This window comes from Duganella callida (assembly GCF_004614165.1).
Lineage (GTDB): Bacteria > Pseudomonadota > Gammaproteobacteria > Burkholderiales > Burkholderiaceae_D > Rugamonas > Rugamonas callida.
This window is the reverse complement of record NZ_SPVG01000029.1, coordinates 1-17,684: the sequence shown is the minus strand read 5'-3', so window position 1 is coordinate 17,684 and position 17,684 is coordinate 1. Positions and strand designations below refer to the sequence as shown.

At 63.5% G+C, this 17,684-nt stretch carries 15 protein-coding genes and 1 tRNA gene; 3 read left to right on the top strand and 13 right to left on the bottom strand.

Features of this window, described 5'->3' with window-relative positions; all coding sequences use genetic code 11:
• Positions 1–12 precede the first annotated feature (12 nt).
• From pth to E4L98_RS03125, 7 genes are all read right to left on the bottom strand, one after another.
• Positions 13–594 (bottom strand): aminoacyl-tRNA hydrolase, encoded by a 582-nt coding sequence (pth, locus tag E4L98_RS03155; protein ID WP_135200119.1) that lies wholly within the window; start codon positions 592–594, stop codon positions 13–15.
• A gap of 84 nt (positions 595–678) precedes the next feature.
• Positions 679–1,269, bottom strand: coding sequence for a 50S ribosomal protein L25/general stress protein Ctc (locus tag E4L98_RS03150; RefSeq protein WP_135200118.1), 591 nt, complete (start codon positions 1,267–1,269; stop codon positions 679–681).
• 134 nt (positions 1,270–1,403) lie between these two features.
• Positions 1,404–2,354, bottom strand: coding sequence for a ribose-phosphate pyrophosphokinase (locus E4L98_RS03145; RefSeq protein WP_135200117.1), 951 nt, complete (start codon positions 2,352–2,354; stop codon positions 1,404–1,406).
• Positions 2,355–2,504: 150 nt separating this feature from the next.
• Positions 2,505–2,581 (bottom strand) — tRNA-Gln (locus E4L98_RS03140).
• 76 nt (positions 2,582–2,657) lie between these two features.
• Entirely contained in the window at positions 2,658–3,539 is an 882-nt protein-coding gene (ispE, locus tag E4L98_RS03135) for a 4-(cytidine 5'-diphospho)-2-C-methyl-D-erythritol kinase (RefSeq protein ID WP_135200116.1), read from the bottom strand.
• 9 nt (positions 3,540–3,548) lie between these two features.
• Complete coding sequence (locus E4L98_RS03130) at positions 3,549–4,157, bottom strand: outer membrane lipoprotein LolB (RefSeq protein WP_135200115.1); 609 nt, start codon at positions 4,155–4,157, stop codon at positions 3,549–3,551.
• Positions 4,157–5,950, bottom strand: a complete 1,794-nt coding sequence (locus tag E4L98_RS03125) for a tetratricopeptide repeat protein (protein WP_135200114.1) — start codon at positions 5,948–5,950, stop codon at positions 4,157–4,159. Before E4L98_RS03125 ends, E4L98_RS03130 begins: the two co-directional genes overlap by 1 nt.
• A 136-nt stretch (positions 5,951–6,086) precedes the next feature.
• Between E4L98_RS03125 and mutM the strand changes: the two genes are divergently transcribed.
• Genes mutM through mutY form a run of 3 tightly spaced genes read left to right on the top strand, consistent with a single transcriptional unit; the run spans position 6,087 to position 10,004 of the window.
• Complete coding sequence (gene mutM, locus E4L98_RS03120; protein WP_135200113.1) at positions 6,087–6,920, top strand: bifunctional DNA-formamidopyrimidine glycosylase/DNA-(apurinic or apyrimidinic site) lyase; 834 nt, start codon at positions 6,087–6,089, stop codon at positions 6,918–6,920.
• A 13-nt stretch (positions 6,921–6,933) separates the two neighbouring features.
• Positions 6,934–8,862: a dynamin family protein gene (locus tag E4L98_RS03115; RefSeq protein WP_135200125.1), complete on the top strand. Its 1,929-nt coding sequence runs from the start codon at positions 6,934–6,936 to the stop codon at positions 8,860–8,862.
• An 11-nt stretch (positions 8,863–8,873) separates the two neighbouring features.
• A complete protein-coding gene (mutY, locus tag E4L98_RS03110) occupies positions 8,874–10,004 on the top strand; it encodes an A/G-specific adenine glycosylase (RefSeq protein ID WP_135200112.1) in 1,131 nt (376 codons plus the stop codon).
• Here the strand turns inward: mutY and E4L98_RS03105 are convergent.
• The 6 genes from E4L98_RS03105 to E4L98_RS03080 form a co-directional block, all read right to left on the bottom strand.
• Entirely contained in the window at positions 10,001–10,594 is a 594-nt protein-coding gene (locus tag E4L98_RS03105) for a hypothetical protein (RefSeq protein ID WP_135200111.1), read from the bottom strand. The genes mutY and E4L98_RS03105 overlap by 4 nt on opposite strands.
• A gap of 12 nt (positions 10,595–10,606) precedes the next feature.
• Positions 10,607–10,954 carry a hypothetical protein gene (locus E4L98_RS03100; protein ID WP_135200110.1) on the bottom strand — a complete coding sequence of 116 codons (348 nt, stop codon included), beginning with the start codon at positions 10,952–10,954 and terminating at the stop codon, positions 10,607–10,609.
• Positions 10,955–11,029: 75 nt separating this feature from the next.
• Positions 11,030–12,166 carry a deoxyguanosinetriphosphate triphosphohydrolase gene (locus tag E4L98_RS03095; RefSeq protein ID WP_135200109.1) on the bottom strand — a complete coding sequence of 379 codons (1,137 nt, stop codon included), beginning with the start codon at positions 12,164–12,166 and terminating at the stop codon, positions 11,030–11,032.
• A 12-nt stretch (positions 12,167–12,178) separates the two neighbouring features.
• On the bottom strand, positions 12,179–13,822 hold the full coding sequence (aroKB, locus tag E4L98_RS03090; protein WP_135200108.1) for a bifunctional shikimate kinase/3-dehydroquinate synthase AroKB: 1,644 nt from the start codon (positions 13,820–13,822) through the stop codon (positions 12,179–12,181).
• A 12-nt stretch (positions 13,823–13,834) separates the two neighbouring features.
• Positions 13,835–16,006, bottom strand: coding sequence for an Ig-like domain-containing protein (locus E4L98_RS03085; RefSeq protein ID WP_135200107.1), 2,172 nt, complete (start codon positions 16,004–16,006; stop codon positions 13,835–13,837).
• A 22-nt stretch (positions 16,007–16,028) separates the two neighbouring features.
• Positions 16,029–17,684 (bottom strand): type IV pilus secretin PilQ (locus tag E4L98_RS03080; RefSeq protein WP_135200106.1); only part of this gene is annotated, 1,656 nt, incomplete at its 5' end.

Below are 17,684 nucleotides of genomic sequence, written 5' to 3'. Positions count from 1 at the left end.
CGGGTAATCCTTTCAGTCGGTGTGCAACCTGGTGGTGGCGGGGGCAAATTCGCCTTTGACAATCTGCGGTATGACCAGCAACGATTTTTCAATCGCGCGCTCGATCAGGTCCTGGTCTTCGCGGCGCGGACGGTGCAGCACGAAATCGGCCACCTGCTGCGCCAGGTTCAACGAGCGCGGATGGCCGATGCCCAGCCGCAGCCGCCAGTAATCCTGGGTGCCCAGCGCGGCGGTGATGTCCTTCAGGCCATTGTGGCCGCCCGACGAGCCGCCCTTCTTCAGACGCGCGGTGCCCGGCATCAGGTCCAGTTCATCGTGCACAACCAGCACCTCGTCGGCATTGATCTTGAAGAAGCGGCACAGCGCGCCGACCGACTGGCCGGAGCGGTTCATATAGGTCAGCGGCTCCAGCAGATACACTTCCTGGCCGGCGATGCTGGCCTTGGCGAACATGGCGTTGTACTTGCTCTCGCGCTGCAGGCGCGCGCCGCTGTCGTTGGCCAGGTTGTCGACCAGCCAGAAGCCGGCGTTGTGGCGGGTTTGTTCGTATTCGGGGCCGGGGTTGCCGAGGCCGACGATGAGACGGATGGGCATGGTGGTTCAATTAAATAAAAAGGATTATGACGAAAAAAAACCCGCCAGAGACGGGTTTCTTCATCGGGGAAAAAAGATGCCCGATTATTCAGCGGCGGCGTTATCAGCCGAAACTTGGCCAGCCGGTACCGAAGCGGTAGCGATGGTCAGGTTGTTGCCGTGGGTAACAGCGGTCACGCCTTTTGGCAGGGTCAGGTCGGCAACGTGCACCGAGTGGCCGACGTCCACGTTGGTCAGGTCGACGGTCACGAACTCTGGCAGGTCGGCTGGCAGGCATTCGATTTCGATTTCGTTGGCGACGTGGCTGATGGTCGCGCCGTGCAGTTTCACTGCTGGCGAGATTTCGGCGTTGACGAAGTGCAGGGCAACTTTCACGTGCAGCTTCTTGTTGGCGTCAACGCGCTGGAAGTCAGCGTGCAGAACCAGTTGTTTGTAAGCGTGCATCTGGAAGTCGCGCAGCACGACTTTCTCGGCTTTGCCGTCGATTTCCAGGTCCAGGATCGACGAGTGGAACGCTTCTTTTTTCAGCGCGTGGTACAGCGCGTTGTGGTCCAGAGCGATGGTCACCGGGGCTTCGGTGCCGCCGTAGATGATGCCAGGGGTCTGGCCCGAATTGCGCAGGCGGCGGCTCGCTCCGGAACCCTGCAGTTCGCGTTTGAAGGCTACTACTTTCATGTGATACTCCAATAAATGACAGGGCTCGCGCCCCGCGTTAAGAAGCTTCCCGCGACCAGGAAGCTTCGGAAAAAACGGCGCGTCCGGTCAAAACCGGACACGCCGCCTGTAAAACTGAATAAATCGTTTATCGCTTAGTCGACAAACAGGGAGATCACGGAATCGCCCTTGATGATGCGTTTGAAGGTCTCTGCCAGCAGCGGTGCGCAGGTCAGTTGACGGATCTTGCTGCACTGCTTGGCGGCTTCCGACAGCGGAATGGTGTCGGTCACGACCAATTCATCCAGCGACGAGCTGGTGATGCGGTCGATCGCCGGGCCGGACAGCACCGGGTGGGTGCAATACGCCACCACTTTCTTGGCGCCGCGCTCTTTCAGCACTTCGGCGGCCTTGACCAGGGTACCGGCGGTATCCACCATGTCGTCCATGATCACGCAGTTGCGGCCTTCGACGTCACCGATGATGTTCATCACTTCGGACACGTTGGCTTTCGGACGGCGCTTGTCGATGATGGCCAGGTCGCAGTTCAGGCGCTTGGCCAGCGCGCGCGCGCGCACCACGCCGCCGACGTCCGGCGATACCACCAGCAGGTCTTCGTTGTTCTTCTTCTGCAGGTCGCCCAGCAGGATCGGCGACGCGTAGATATTGTCGACCGGGATATCGAAGAAGCCCTGGATCTGGTCTGCGTGCAGATCCATGATCAGGACGCGTTCGACACCGGCTTCTTCCAGCATGTTGGCCACCACCTTGGCCGAAATCGCCACACGCGCCGAGCGCGGGCGACGGTCCTGGCGGGCATAGCCGAAGTAAGGGATGGCGGCGGTGATGCGGCCAGCCGATGCACGCTTCAGCGCATCCACCATCAGGATCAGTTCCATCAGGTTGTCGTTGGTCGGTGCACAGGTGGATTGCAGTACGAACACGTCTTTACCGCGGACGTTTTCGTTAATTTCAACCATCACCTCGCCGTCCGAGAATTTCGAGACGTTTGCCTTGCCGAGAGGGATGCCGAGATTTTTTGCGACTCCTTCTGCCAACGCAGGATTAGCGTTGCCGGTAAAAACCATCAGGTTTTCGTAAGCCATGGGAGTACCAGAGAAGTTGTAGAAGATTTTTGAAAGACGCCAGCGAACACCGCGTGGCACTGAAACAAGTAGAATGGCCGCCACCGGGGCGGCCATCTTTCGCTCTATCTGGCCGGAGACTGCGCCTCGACGGATCCAGATACAAACTAATGGCAGGGGAACAAGGATTCGAACCTTGGTATGCCGGAATCAAAATCCGGTGCCTTAACCAGCTTGGCGATTCCCCTACGCAACCGACTGCTCGTCGTTACAGGCCGATATTATACAGCCATTTTCACGCTTCGCAAAATCTTTTTTGCCGTCTCACAACTTCGTGGCGATCAGCGGATGCTGCTGCAGTGCTTTTGCCTTCCAGGCCGTCCACTTCGCTGGCACTTTTGCAAGTACCGCGTCGGCGTCCGCCTCGGTTGCTACCGCACTGAACACACATGCACCCGAGCCAGTCATCCTGGCATCACCGTAAGCACTCAGCCATTCTACCGCTTCTGCTACCGGCGGGAAAAGCTTCGTTGCTACCTGTTGCAAGTCGTTCCTTCCGAACCCCGTCCAATCTTGCGATTGTTCGTAGTGGCTGGAAAAGTCCGCTATATTAACCACCGGCGTATCTCTTGTCAATTGTTCCGAACCAAAAATTGCAGCGGTCGGCACCATGACGCCCGGTTCGATCACCACATACCAGCAATCCGGCGTCTTCACCGGTCGCAGCGCCTCGCCCACGCCCTCGGCAAACGCGGTCTCGCCGAAGATGAAGAACGGAATGTCGGCGCCCAGCGGCAGGCCCAGATCCATCAGTTCCTGTTTGCTCAGGCCGGCGTTCCACAAGCGGTTCAAGGCCATCAGGGTGGTGGCCGCATCCGACGAACCGCCGCCTACGCCACCGCCCATGGGCAGTATCTTATCGATGGCGATATCGACACCGTGCGGCAACGCACCGGTGCGGCGCAGCACTTCCGCCTGCAGCAGCCTGGCGGCGCGGATGATCAGATCGCTCTCCTCCGGCACGCCGGGCAGGTCGGTCACGCGGCGCAACGTGGCGTCGTCGCGCAGCGTGAAATGCAGCGTGTCGCCATGGTCGATCAGCTGGAACACGGTTTGCAGCAGGTGATAGCCGTCGGCGCGGCGGCCGGTCACGTGCAGGAATAAATTGAGCTTGGCCGGGGCCGGGCAGTTTTTCAGTTCGGTCATGCCGGCATTTTACTGCGCGGGCGGGTCGATGACGATGCGGATCGCCATGTCGTCCACCGCCTGGCCCAGCGCGATGCGGGTGACGTCGATGCGCTTGGGCTGCGGCACGGCGGCGGTTTCATCTTGCCAGGACATGTATTCCAGCTTCCAGCCGTCACGCGTGATCACGGTGTCGTTGGCCGGCGAGGCGACGAATGGCTGGCCGTCGCTGCCCACCGCATGACCTTGCAGCCAATTGCGCAGGCCGGAGACCGGCAGGCTCCAGCCCAGCGTCTGCGCGCTCAGGCTGTCCAGGTCGGGCGCGCTGCGCGGCGCCTTGCCGCTTTCCTGCAGCGTGGCCGAAGTCGGCGTGAGCTTGATCACGGCCACGGTCTGGCCGGTCGGCGAGATCAGGCTGACGTCGGTGTTGGCCCTGGTCTGCTGCCAGGTGAACTTGCCGTTCAGCGATTCCTTTTTGCCGTCGCGGCTGTAGTTGATGGCGATGCGGCCGGCCAGCTCGATGCTGTCGTGGTAGGGCGCGACAGCGGCGCTGGAGCGCGGCGCGGACGGGGTGGTGGCGCAGCCGGCCAGGACGGCGGCCGCGGCGATGGCAAGGGCAGTCAAAAGTGGTCGTATCATCAGAGGCTCTGGTTCAGGCGCGCCAGCGTGGCTTTCAGCGCGTCGTTTTGCGGGTCTTTGGCATGGGCTTCCTTCCACAGCTTCTGCGCGCCGCTGACATCGCCCTTGGCGAACAGCACTTCGCCCAGATGGACGGCAATTTCAGGGTCGCTGCGTACGGCGTAGGCGCGGCGCAGGTAGCTTTCCGCTTCGTCGAGATGGCCTAGGCGGTATTGCACCCAGCCCATGCTGTCCATGATGAAGGGGTCGCCCGGCGCCATCTGCAGCGCCTTGTCGATCAATGACAGCGCTTCCGGCAGGCGCTCGTTGCGCTCGGCCAGCGAGTAGCCCAGCGCGTTGTAGGCGTGCTGGTTGTCCGGCGCGGCGATCATCACCTGGCGCAGGGCTTTTTCCATCACCTCCACCTTGCCCAGTTTTTCCGCCACCAGCGCATAGTCGTACAGGATGTCGGGATTGTCGGGATAGCGCTTGAGCGCGTTTTCCAGCACGGTGTAGGCGGCGCGGTGATCGCCGGCGTCGCGCAGCAGCTGGGCGTCGGTCTGGAAGATCTGCGCCTGGTCGGCGGCGTTGGTGGGCGTCAGCTCGGCCAGCTGCTTGCGGGCGCCGTCGACGTCGCCTTTGCGGGCGGTCAGCACGGCCATTTTCATGCGCGCGGCCATGTAGATTTTTTCATCGCTGTTTTCGACCTTGGACAGCCAGTTGTAGGCGGCGTCCAGATCGTTTTTCTGCTCGGCGATCTGCGACAGGATCAGCAGCGCCTTGGAGGGGTCGCGCTCGTCGCTGGGATGTTCTTCCAGCACAGTGACGAAGCGGGTGAAGTATTTTTCCGCTTCATCCACATTGTTGGTCTGCGTGCCCAGCACGCCCAGCGCATACAGCACGGCGATGTTGTCCGGCTGCTCCTTCAGCAGGATCAGGAATTCCTTGCGCGCTTCTTCGTACTGCTTGTTGTCGACCAGGATGCGGGCATAGGCGGCGCGCACCTCGTTCGATTTCGGGTATTTTTCGAGGAAGCCGGTCAGGATCTTCATGGCCGATTCGATGTCGCCCGACACCTGGGCGCTGGTCAGGATCGCCAGTTCCGAATCGGGTTTGATCGCCAGCGCCTTGCCGGCTTCTTCGCGCGCGCGGTCGAGATCGTTCAAGCCGAAGGCGCTCTGCGCCAGGATCAGGTGCGCTTCCAGCGTGTTATCGTAAGGCAGCAGCACGCGCTGCTGGACGCCGAACGCCGCCGCCTTGTCCTTGGCGCGCAGCAGGAATTGCTGCATCTGGAACATGGCCAGTGGACGCTGCATCGGCGTCGCCGCTTTCAGCCGCTGTTCGAAGATGGCTTCCGCCTCGCTCAGATCGTCGCCGGCGACGGCGAAGCCGAGGAAGAACTGGGTCGCTTCTTCCGAATCCGGCGCCAGGCCGCGCCACAGGCGCACGGCGGCCAGCGCCTGCTCGCTCTGCTTGGCGGTGACGGCCATCTCGGCCGCGCGGCGCGCCAGGCGCGGATCGCGCGTCTGCTGCGCCAGCGCCATCATGGTGATGTACGGACCTTGCCAGTTGCCCGACTTGAATTCCAGCTCGGCCTTGGTGATGCGGAACAGCAGATCGCCGGTCAGTTCATTGTTGGGCAACGCTTCCGCTGGCGGGGTGTCGGTCGACGCCGTCGCTTCGGCGGCAGGCGCATCGGGCTCCGCCGGCGCGGCCGGCCGCGGCGCAGCGGCGGACCCGGCCTGTTTCTGCGGCGCCACGCCGCACGCGGCCAGCAAGGCAGAGAGAGTTACAATGGCGAAAGCGTTTTTCAAAGGGTGATCCTGGCAAGTCAGCAATGTCACTGGATTTTACGCCGATCGCATGCGGGGCGTGGTTTCACTAGTGTAACCAAATATTCCCATGCGGCCAGTCTCTCCCCGCCATTTTTTCCTCAGCCTTACGAGACAGATGCCAGAATTACCAGAAGTCGAAGTCACCCGGCGCGGGGTCGCGCCGCACATCGAAGACCGTATCGTGACCAGCGTGGTGATGCGCCGCGAAGGGCTGCGCTGGCCGTTCCCGCCCGATCTGCCGCAGCTGATCACCGGCCGCAGGATCGTGCGCACGGGCCGCCGCGGCAAGTATCTGCTGGTGCATTTCGAGCACGGCACCATGATCATCCACCTAGGCATGTCCGGCCACCTGCGCATCCTGCCGCCGGGGATGGCGCCGGAAAAACATGATCATTTCGATCTCGAAGTGGCTGGTCCGGAAGGCCGCCAGGTGCTGCGCATGAAAGATCCGCGCCGCTTCGGCGCCGTGCTGTGGCATGACGCCGCCGATGGCGAACTCGAACACCACGTGCTGCTGCGCGACCTGGGCGTGGAACCGCTCGAAGCTGGCTTCAGCGGCAAGCTGCTGTACGACCGCACGCGCCAGCGCAGCGCGCCGGTCAAGCAGGCGTTGCTGGCCGGCGATATCGTCGTTGGCGTCGGCAATATTTACGCATCGGAAAGCTTGTTCCGTGCCGGCATCAATCCCAAGACGCCGGCCGGGCGCGTCAGCCTGGCGCGCTACGCCAAGCTGGCGCAAGCGATCCGCGAGATCCTGGCCGAAGCCATCGTCCAGGGCGGCAGCACGCTCAAGGATTTTATTAGCGTCAACGGGCAGTCGGGTTACTTCCAGCAGACTTATTTCGTCTATGATCGGACTGGCGTGCCTTGCCGCGTGTGCGCGGCGCCGATCCGCCAGATCAAACAGGGTCAACGCTCCACCTTCTATTGTGTGAATTGCCAAAAATAAGGGCAGGGCTATGATGGTCAGGGATTTCGAACAGTACAGCGCCTGGCGGCAAGGCGTGGTCACCGCGCTGAAGAATTATCAGGCGTGGATGGCCGATACTGCCCTGGCCGATGCCGCCACCGAGCAGCGCATCGCCCGCACGCTGGCGCGGCTGGCCGACGACAAGCTGTCGGTGGCCTTCGTCGCGGAATTTTCGCGCGGCAAATCGGAACTGATCAACGCCATCTTTTTTGCCGACTACGGCCAGCGGATTTTGCCGTCGGCGGCCGGCCGCACCACCATGTGCCCGACCGAGCTGCTGTGGGATGCCAGCCTGGCGCCGTCGATCCGGCTGCTGCCGATCGAAACCCGGGCCGACAACCTGTCCACCACCGATTATCGCGACCAGCCATCCGCCTGGACCGTGCTGCCGCTGAACCTGGAGGCCGGCGCGGAGATGCATGAGGCGTTCAAGCAGGTCAGCAAGACGCGCCACGTGCCGGTGGAGGAAGCCGAGCGCTACGGCCTGTACGACGAGGACGACCCCGACCTGCCGGTGACGCTCGATGACAACGGCCAGGTGGAAATCTCGCAGTGGCGGCATGCGATCATCAACTTTCCGCATCCGCTGCTGAAGCAGGGACTGGTGATCCTCGACACGCCGGGCCTGAACGCGATCGGCACCGAGCCGGAACTGACGCTGAACCTGATTCCGAACGCGCACGCGGTGCTGTTCATCCTGGCCGCCGACACCGGCGTGACCAAGAGCGATATCGAAGTCTGGCGCAACCACATCGGCGCCGGCGCCGGCCGGCTGGTGGTGCTGAACAAGATCGACAGCATGTGGGACGAGCTGCGCAGCGAGGACGACGTCAACGCCGAGATCGAACGCCAGCAGGCCAATGTGGCGCACGTGCTGTCGCTGGAGCCGCGCCAGGTGTTCCCGGTGTCGGCGCAGAAGGCGCTGGTGGGCAAGATCAACCGCGATGTCGAACTGCAGGCGCGCAGCCGGCTGCATGCGCTGGAAGCGGCGCTGTTCAACGAACTGATCCCGGCCAAGAAGGAAATCGTGCGCAAGCAGCTGGACGAGGAACTGCAGGCGCTGAGCGCGGCGCAACTGGGCATGCTGAACGCGCGCATCCGCGGCATCGTCGAGCAGTTGCACGAGCTGCGCGGATTACGCGGCAAGAACCAGAACGTGATCGCGCACATGATGCGCCGTATCGATGTCGAGAAGAAGGAATTCGACGCCAGCCTGTTCAAGCTGCAGGCCACGCGCGCGGTGTTCACGCGGCTGTCGACCGAGCTGTACACCTGCATGGGCATGGACATCGTGCGCGACGACATCGACCAGGTGCGCGAAGAGATGCAGCGCAGCCGCTTCTTCATCGGCGTGCGCGACGCGGTGCGCGCCTACTTCGTGCGCACCCGCGCCAATCTCGACGCGGCCGAGCGCAAGACCGTCGAAATCAGCGAGATGATGGGGGTGATGTACCGCCGCTTCGCCAGCGAACACGGACTGACGCTGGCGCTGCCGATGCCGTTTTCGCTGGAGCGCTACCGCGAGGAGATGGCCAGCATCGAGGCGATCTATTACAAGACCTTTGGCACGGCCACGCTGATCACCACCAGCCGGGTGGTGCTGATGGAGAAGTTCTTCGACACCATCGCTTCGCGCGTGCGCGGCTGCTTCCGCTCCGCCAATAACGATGCGGAAGCCTGGCTGAAGGTGATCATGGCGCCGCTGGAGGCGCAGATCCGCCAGCACAAGGATCAGCTCAAACACCGTCTGGCGTCGATCCAGCGCATCCACGATGCGACCGACAGCCTGGAGCAGAAAATCGACGCCTTCGAGCGCAGCCAGCAGGAGCTGGAAGCGCAGAAGCAGCGTCTCAACGACCTGGCGCTGGCGATCAGCGGCGCCATCAACGCGGAATTCGTCGCCCTCGATGCGGCGGCTTGATTAGGAACAGCATGAAGGTAGTCGCAGTAGAGAATTTTGAAGACCCCGGTTTTTCGGCCGACCTGATCGGCTGGCAACAAGTCCACGGACGTCACGCCCTGCCGTGGCAGAACACGCGCGATGCGTATCTGATCTGGCTGTCGGAGATCATGCTGCAGCAGACGCAGGTATCGGCGGTGCTCGGTTATTACGCGCGCTTCCTGGAGCGCTTCCCTACCCTGCGCGACCTGGCGGCGGCACCGGTGGAGGATGTGATGGCGCAGTGGAGCGGCCTCGGTTATTACACACGCGCGCGCAACCTGCACAAGTGCGCGCAGCGCGTGGTGGCGGAGTACGATGGCGTGTTTCCATCGGATCCGGTGCTGCTGGCAGAGCTGCCGGGTATCGGCCGGTCGACGGCGGCGGCGATCGCGGCGTTTTCCAGCGGCCGGCGCGCGGCCATCATGGACGGCAACGTCAAGCGTGTGTTTGCGCGCGTGTTCGGCATCGACACGTATCCGGGCGAGAAAAAGACCGAGGAAGCCATGTGGCGGCGTGCGGAAGCCCTGCTTCCCGAGTCAGGCATCGAATCGTACACGCAGGGACTGATGGACATGGGCGCCACGCTGTGCACCCGCAGCAGTCCGTCGTGCGAGCGCTGCCCGATGCAGCTGCGCTGCGTGGCGTTCAAAACAGGGCGCACCAAGGATCTGCCGGTGCGCAAGCCGAAGAAGGCGACGCCCGAGAAGCACACGGTGATGCTGGCGATCGTCGATGGTGGCCAGGTGCTACTGCAACAGCGGCCGCCGACCGGCATCTGGGGTGGTCTGCTGTCGCTGCCGGAACTGGATGGCCACATCGCCGCCGAGGATGATGAAGTCGCGGACGCCGACCACGATGCGCTGACGCTGGCGGTGAGCCGTTTCGGCGAAATGGAATCTTACGACCGGCTGTCGACAGTGACGCACGTGTTCACGCACTACAAGCTGCACATCGCGCCCTACCAGGTCACGCTGGCACGCCGCCAGGGTATGGCTGCCGAAGCCGGCTACGTCTGGTACGACGCCGGCAAACTGGCCGACGCCGCCCTGCCCGCGCCTGTCAAAAAACTGCTGCTGGAATTGTTAGGTGACCGCCGTGAGGCGCAGCAACGCATGTTCTAGAGATATTTGATCGCTGCCAGCAAAAAGGCAGCGATGCTGATCTGCATGCCAAAGGTCCATTTCAGGATCGTCATGGCCACCCTATCGATTTTGCCGTCCAGCGCCGCGAAATTGGCGTCGATCTTGCCGTTCAGGATCACGAAATTGTTGTCGATCTTGCCGTTTAGGGAAGCATAGTTGCTGTCGATCTTGCCGTCCAGTGATGCATAGTTGCTGTCGATCTTGCCGTTCAACTCGGCAAAATTTCGGTCGATCTTGCCGTTCAACTCGGCAAAATTTCGGTCCATCTTGCCGTTCAACTCGGCAAAATTTCGGTCCATCTTGCCGTCCAGGGAAGCATAGTTGCCGTCGATCTTGCCATTCAGCTCAGCAAAATTTCGGTCAATCTTGCCGTCCAGGGATGCATAGTTGCTGTCGATCTTGCCGTTCAGCTCAGCAAAATTTCGGCCGATCTTGCCGTTCAACTCGGCAAAATTTCGGTCGATCTTGCCGTTCGTTTGGGCGAACGCATCCTGGCGAACATAGTTGGACTGGATGACCGCGACGTCTGTCTCCAGTATGGCTACCCGCTCGTCGGTTCGCTCGTTCATGGCATCAGTTTGTCAGAAGTACTTCACCACGGCCAGCACCACGGCGAGCGTGCTGAACTGCATCGCGAACACCCACCGCAGTATCGTCGCGATGGCCTTATCCAGTCTGGCATTCATCGTCTGTTCCAGATGATCGATTCGGGCGTACACGTTGGCGAACTGAGTATTGACTTGGGCAAACTGTGTATTGACCTGAGCGAACTGGGTATTGACATCGGCGAACTGGGCATCGACTTTGGCGAAGCCGACACGGACTTCGGTGCGCAGATCGGCGAATTCATCGCGGCGTACGTAATTCGACTGGATCACGGCCACGTCCGTTTCCAGTGCACTGACCCGCTCGCCTATTTGCTGTTCCATGGCCGCCTCCCGTTCCCCATCTTCGGCCGTGCACTGGTGAACGTCAAGCTCAGCGCTTGTCGCTGTTGAGCTGGATCAGAGTTCGTCGAGCGAGAACAGCCGCCGGTGTTCGCGGATGGCGTAGCGGTCGGTCATGCCGGCGATGTAGTCGGCGATCTTGCGTGCCTGCTTGTGGACATCGCCGGATTTGTCCTGGTAATCGGGCGGCAGCAGCGCCGCTTCGGCCATGAACGCATCGAACAGCTCGCGCACGATGCGGCTGGCTTTCACGCGCATGCGGCCGACCTTGTAGTGACGGTACAGATTGGCGTACAAAAAACGCTTCAGCTCGGTAGCATCCTTGCGCATGCCATCCGAAAAACGGATCAGCGGCGGCGCCAGGCGCACGTCATCGATATGTTGCGGCGCGGCGTCGGCGATGCGCGCGGTGGAGGTGGCGATCAGGTCGTCGGCCAGCGCCGTGATCAGGCGGCGCAAGGTTTCGTAAATCGCGCGCCGGCCGATCAGGCCCGGATACGCCTGCTGCACATCGCGCCACAACCGCGCAAAGAAATCCACCTGCTCCAGCTGCCCGATCGTGATCAGGCCGGAGCGCAAACCATCATCGATGTCGTGACTGTTGTAGGCAATCTCATCGGCCAGGTTGGTCAGCTGCGCCTCCAGCGACGGTTGCGTGCGGTCGATGAAGCGCTGCGCCACCGGCCCCAGCTGACGCGCATGGTTCAGCGAGCAGTGCTTGAGGATGCCCTCGCGCGTTTCGAACATCAGGTTCAGGCCGTTGTAAGCGCCGTAGTGATCCTCCAGCTCATCGACCACACGCAGGCTCTGCAGATTGTGCTCGAAGCCGCCATATTCCTTCATGCACTCGTTGAGCACATCCTGGCCGACGTGGCCGAACGGCGTGTGGCCGAGGTCGTGCGCCAGCGCGATCGCCTCGACCAGGTCCTCATTGAGCCGCAGGTTGCGCGCCAGCGAGCGGCCGATCTGCGCCACCTCCAGGCTGTGCGTCAGCCGGGTGCGGAACAGGTCGCCCTCGTGATTGAGGAACACCTGGGTCTTGTACTCGAGCCGGCGGAAGGCGGAGGAGTGGATGATGCGGTCACGGTCGCGCTGGAACTGGCTGCGCGAGGCATGCGCGGTCTCCGGGTAGCGGCGGCCGGCACCGCCCTCCGAGTGGGCCGCGTAGGGTGCGAGGTATTCTTCCGGCGCCATCACCGCCCCCGCTTACACGCAGGCCGCCAGCGTCGCCAGCAGCAGTTCCTGCGGCGCGTTGGTGATCTTCGGCGAGCCCAGCGGATTCATCAGAATGAACTTGATGGCGCCGCCCTCGTTCTTCTTGTCGACTTCCATCAGCTCCAGCCAGCGCGCCGCGCCCAGGTCCGGCGCCTTGACCGGCAGACCGGCCGCGGCCACCAGCTTGCGCACGCGCGCCACGGTCTCCGCATCGACCAGGCCCATGCGCTGCGACAGGTCGGCCGCCATCACCATGCCGCAGCCGACCGCCTCACCGTGCAGCCAGGCGCCATAACCCATGCCGGCCTCGATCGCGTGGCCGAAGGTATGGCCGAAGTTGAGGATGGCGCGCAGGCCGCCTTCGCGCTCGTCCTGGCGCACCACGTCGGCCTTGATTTCGCACGAGCGCGCGATCGCATAGGCCAGCGCGCCCTTGTCGCGCGCCACCAGCTTGCCGATGTTGGCCTCGATCCATTCGAAGAAGGCCAGGTCGATCACCGCGCCGTACTTGATCACTTCCGCCAGGCCGGCCGCCAATTCGCGTTCGGGCAGGGTTTCCAGGGTCGAGGTGTCGGCGATCACCACGCGCGGCTGGTAGAACGCGCCGATCATGTTCTTGCCCAGCGGGTGGTTGATGCCTGTCTTGCCGCCCACCGAGGAATCGACCTGCGACAGCAAGGTGGTCGGCACCTGGATGAAATCAACGCCGCGCATGTAGCTGGCGGCGGCGAAGCCGGTCAGGTCGCCGATCACGCCGCCGCCCAGCGCCAGCAGGGTGGTCTTGCGGTCGGCCTTGGCTTCCAGCAGCCTGTCGAAGATCTGCATCAGGCTGGACCAGGTCTTGTGCTCTTCGCCGTCCGGCAGCACCACGGTGATGACTTGCTTGCCGGCATCGCGCAGCGCGCTCTCGACGCGCGCCAGGTACAGCGGCGCCACGGTGTCGTTGGTGACGATGGCGACCTTGCCGCCGTGCACATGGCGCGCCAGCAGCGCGGCGTCGTTCAGCAGCTCGGGACCGATGGAAATCGGGTAGCTGCGCTCGCCCAGTTCCACGTTTAACAGGATGTTGGATTGTTCGTTCATCGAAGGTTCGGCGTAAGTGACGCAGTTGGGCGCGGCCTCGCAAGCCATGGTTTCCAACTGGTTCATGATGGTCTGAACCATCGATTGTACGTTAGGACGGCCGGTGTCGATCACCAGATCGGCGATCTCCGTGTACAGCGGATCGCGCACCGCCATCAGCTCTTCCAGTTTCTTGCGCGGATCGGCGGTCTGCAGCAGCGGCCGGTTCTTGTCGTGCGCGGTGCGCTGCAGGATGCTGTTGACCGTGGCGCGCAGGTACACCACGGTGCCGCGCTCCTTGAGAAAGGCGCGGTTGTCGGGGTTCAGGATGGCGCCGCCGCCGGTGGCCAGCACGATGTCCGGCTGCGCGGTCAGCTCGCGGATCATGTCGGCCTCGCGGCGGCGGAAGCTGGCTTCGCCCTCGATTTCAAAGATCCACGGGATAGAGGCGCCGGTGCGCGCCTCGATCTCGTGGTCGGAATCCACGAACCTCAGCCCCAGCTTGCGGGCCAGGAGGCGGCCGATGGTGGTCTTTCCCGCCCCCATCAGGCCGACTAGAAACACATTTTGCATTCACGATCCAAGTCAATTCGGGTTACTGCACTGCGTTGCCACCCCGTATGGACTGTTCACGCCCGGCGGCGTCTTGTTCTGGTCGGAGTAGTCGGTGCTCAATCCCATCAAGTGTACCAGAGAGGTGTAGCTGGACTCAGTGCCGCTGGCCTGTCCGCGTATCGTCAGGTTCACATCGAGCCAATAGACGTGGTCGCGCGGATACACCAGCGACACCGTGGCCTGTCCGCTGGCGTCGGTGGTGACGCTCGGCGTGACTTGCACCGGGATGCCCGGATCGAGGCGGCCGTTGCCGTTGATGTCCTCGCCGGCATCGATGATGCCGTTGCCGTTGACATCTTCATTGGCGCAGGCGGTGCGCGCCGCCGGCTGCCACGGCCCCTGCGGCGCCGCGTATTGCAGGTAGCCCTTGTAGTACGTCACCGGCTGCACCGAAGCGGTCAGCTTGACGCCCGGCACCGCATTGCCGGCCGCATCGGTGACGAACACCGCGTAATCGACCTGGTAGGTGGCGGCGGCAGGCGTGCCCACCGTGTTGCCGGTGCCGGCGCTGATGAACAGCGACTTCTGCGCCACCGTCAGGCTGGCGGTCGCGGTCGGGTTGCTGCCGCCCATCAGCTGGGCCTGGATCTTCACGCCATTCAGCGCGGTGGCCGAGGTGCCGGCGATGTAGCTGGTGCTGGCCACGCCGTCGGCGCCGGTGACCACCACGGCCGGCTGGGTCAGCGAACCGCCGCTCGGGTCGTTCACGATGGAGAACGCCACGCTGGCGTTCTTGACCAGGTTGTTCTGCGCCGTGCCGTCGCGCACGATGGCGCGCAGCGTGGCCTGCTGGCTGGTGCTGCCGGCCGTATTGGCGCCCACCACGGCCGGGTCGACCTGCACGCTGATGGTCGAGGCATTGGTCACCAGCGCCACGAATTCCACGCTGGTCTGGGCGGTCTGGCCGCCGGCGTTGGCGGTCAGGGTCGCCACGCCGGGGCTGGTGGCGCTCAGGTAGACGGTGGCCGCGCCGCCGGACAGGGCCGCCGCGCCGCTGGCCGGCACACTGCAGGCGGCATCGCTGTAAATGGCGCCGCGCGAGCTGCTGACCGATACCGAACTGCCCGGCGCGCTGGTCACCGATACCTGCTGGCAGACGTTGATGGCGGCCGAGCCGGCCACCGCGCCGCCGGCGTCCAGCACGCGCACCGCGAACGCCGAGGCATTGATGGCGATGCCGGTCGAGGCGATCTCGCCCATGGACTTGACCGTGATCACGTCCGCCGTGCCGCCGCTGGCCGCGTAGCTGAGCACCAGTTGTCCGGCGCCATTGGTGACGGCCGCGCCGCCGCCCTTGACCGTCAGCGCGTTGGCGTTGGAACTGAAGCTGACCGGCTTGCCGCTCAGCGGATTGCTGGCCGAATCGAGCAGCGTGACCGTGACATCGGCGCTGGAACCGACATTGATGGTCGGCGCGGCATTGATGCTCAGCTTGTTGCCGGCCACGTTCACCACCGTGCTGACCGGCGCCGCGCCCGGCACGCTGGCGGTCACCTTGATGGCGCGCGAGGTGGCGTCGCCGCCGGTGCTGAGTTTCTCGGTGACGATGCCCTGGGCGTTGGTCACGCGCGTGCCCAGGGTGAGCGCACCGGAATCGGTTTTCAGGTCCACCGTCACGCCCGGCAGCACGTTGTTGCTGGCGTCGCGCACCAGCGCCGTCACCGTCACCTGGTTGGTGCCGGCCGAAGCCAGCGTGCCGGTGTCGGTGGTCAGGGTCAGGCTGGGCACCGCCGTCACCACGTCGATCTTCACCGGCGCCGACGTCGCCGAGCCGGCGCTGGCCGTGACGGTGATCGTACGCAGCGACGAATCGCCCTTGACGCTGAGCTTTTCCACCACCTGTCCCGAGGTGTTGGTGACCCGGTTGGTGCTGCTGACGGTGCCGGAGCTGGCGTTGAAGCTGACCGTCTCATTGGCCAGCGCATTGCCGCCGGCATCCTTGACGATGGCGGTCAGCGTGACTTCGGTGCCGTCCAGGCCGGACGAGGCGATGGTCGCCGCGCTGGCCGTCAGGGTCACGCTCTGCACCTTGGACGGCGCGACACCATTGCCGGTGGTCCCCGGCGAACCGCCGCCGCCACCGCACGCCGCCAACAAGCCGGCACCAGCCAGCGCGCCCAGCCATCCTATGATCTTTTTCATGAAACCATCCCATTCAAGTTAATTACCGAGCCGTGGAGACGCGCTCTGCCACGATTTTCGGCGTGATAAACACCAGTAATTCAGTCTTGTCGTTGGTCTTGGAGTTGCTGCGGAACAGATAGCCGAGCACCGGCACATCGCCCAGCAGCGGCACCTTGTCGGTGGTGCTGCGTTCGGTCTGCTGATAGATGCCGCCCAGCACCACCGTGCCGCCGTTGTCGACCATCACCTGCGTCTTGACGTGCTTGGTGTCGATGGCAAAGCCGGAGCGGGTTTCCTGGCCCACGCTGTCCTTGTTGACGTCGACGTCGATGACGACGTTGCCGTCGGGCGTGATCTGCGGCGTGACTTCCAGCCGCAGGTTGGCCTTGCGGAACTGGATCGAGGTGGCGCCGCTGCTGGTGGCCACCTGGTACGGCAGTTCGATGCCCTGCTCGATCAGCGCCACCGCCTTGTCGGCCGTAACCACGCGCGGGCTGGAAATGATCTTGCCGGCGCCGTCTTCCTCCAGCGCCGACAATTCCAGGTTGAGGAAGCGGTTGGCGGCCGACGAGAACAGGCTGACCGCCAGGCTGCCGGCCTGCGCGCCGTTGATGGCGGCCGCCGGCAGGTTGATGAACTGGGTGTTGTCGAAGCTGTTGTCGGTGACCTTGACCTGGCCGGTGGTCTGGCCGATGCCGGTCAGGTTGCCGCCGATCGCCACGCGCGTGTTGCTGTTGCCGATCTGGTAGCCGGAATCGCCGCCGCGGATGGTGCGCATGTCGGCAAAGCCGAGCTTGGCGCCAAGGTTGCGCGTGAAGGTGTCGCTGGCCTCGACGATGCGCGCTTCGATCAGCACCTGCTTGGTGGCGATGTCGGTCTTGGCGATCAGGCGCCGCACGTCGTCCAGCTTGGAGGCGATGTCGGTAACGAACAGCTGGTTGGTGCGCGGCTCGATGATGGCGCTGCCGCGCTTGGACAGGATGCGCATCTTGGGATCGGCGCTGTCCAGGCCGAACACGGTCTTGAACGCCTCGGCCTTCTGGTAATTGAGCTGGAAGATTTCCGACTTCAGCGGTTCCAGGTCGGCGATCTGCGCGCGCTGTTCGAGTTCCAGCTTTTCCTTGGTCAGCAACTCCTCCTTCGGCGCGATCCAGATCACCGAGCCGTTCTTGCGCATGTCCAGTCCCTTGGCCTGCAGGATCACGTCCAGCGCCTGGTCCCACGGCACCTCCTTCAGGCGCAGGGTCAGGTTGCCCGCCACGCTGTCGCTGGTGATGATGTTCAGGCCCGAGATATCGGCAATCGCCTGCAGCGCCGCGCGCACCTCGACGTTCTGGAAATTGAAGGACAGCTTTTCGCCGCGATAACCCTGCGAGCCCTGGGTCAGCTTGTTCGGGTCTTCCTTGAGCGGCTTGATGTCGACCACCAGCTGGGTGTCGCTCTGGTACACGCTCTGCTCCCACAGGCCGCGCGCCTCGATGGTCAGGCGTGTGTTCTCGCCCTGCGGCACGGTGGTGATCTGCGCCACCGGGGTGCCGAAGTCGCCGACGTCGAGCCGGCGGCGCAGCTTGTCCGGCACGCCGGTCTTGAGGAAGTCGACCACCACTCCGGTCGGCGTCTGGCGCACATCGACCGCCACCTGGTCGAGGATCTTCAGGTGGCGCTGCAGGGCCGCGTATTCGAAGTCCTTGTAGAA

Coding starts and splice junctions, on each gene's coding strand:
- pth (WP_135200119.1), bottom strand. CDS start 594: ATGCCCATCCGTCTCATCGTCGGCCTCGGCAACCCCGGCCCCGAATAC.
- E4L98_RS03150 (WP_135200118.1), bottom strand. CDS start 1,269: ATGAAAGTAGTAGCCTTCAAACGCGAACTGCAGGGTTCCGGAGCGAGC.
- E4L98_RS03145 (WP_135200117.1), bottom strand. CDS start 2,354: ATGGCTTACGAAAACCTGATGGTTTTTACCGGCAACGCTAATCCTGCG.
- ispE (WP_135200116.1), bottom strand. CDS start 3,539: ATGACCGAACTGAAAAACTGCCCGGCCCCGGCCAAGCTCAATTTATTC.
- E4L98_RS03130 (WP_135200115.1), bottom strand. CDS start 4,157: ATGATACGACCACTTTTGACTGCCCTTGCCATCGCCGCGGCCGCCGTC.
- mutM (WP_135200113.1), top strand. CDS start 6,087: ATGCCAGAATTACCAGAAGTCGAAGTCACCCGGCGCGGGGTCGCGCCG.
- E4L98_RS03115 (WP_135200125.1), top strand. CDS start 6,934: ATGGTCAGGGATTTCGAACAGTACAGCGCCTGGCGGCAAGGCGTGGTC.
- mutY (WP_135200112.1), top strand. CDS start 8,874: ATGAAGGTAGTCGCAGTAGAGAATTTTGAAGACCCCGGTTTTTCGGCC.
- E4L98_RS03105 (WP_135200111.1), bottom strand. CDS start 10,594: ATGAACGAGCGAACCGACGAGCGGGTAGCCATACTGGAGACAGACGTC.
- E4L98_RS03100 (WP_135200110.1), bottom strand. CDS start 10,954: ATGGAACAGCAAATAGGCGAGCGGGTCAGTGCACTGGAAACGGACGTG.
- E4L98_RS03095 (WP_135200109.1), bottom strand. CDS start 12,166: ATGGCGCCGGAAGAATACCTCGCACCCTACGCGGCCCACTCGGAGGGC.
- aroKB (WP_135200108.1), bottom strand. CDS start 13,822: ATGCAAAATGTGTTTCTAGTCGGCCTGATGGGGGCGGGAAAGACCACC.
- E4L98_RS03085 (WP_135200107.1), bottom strand. CDS start 16,006: ATGAAAAAGATCATAGGATGGCTGGGCGCGCTGGCTGGTGCCGGCTTG.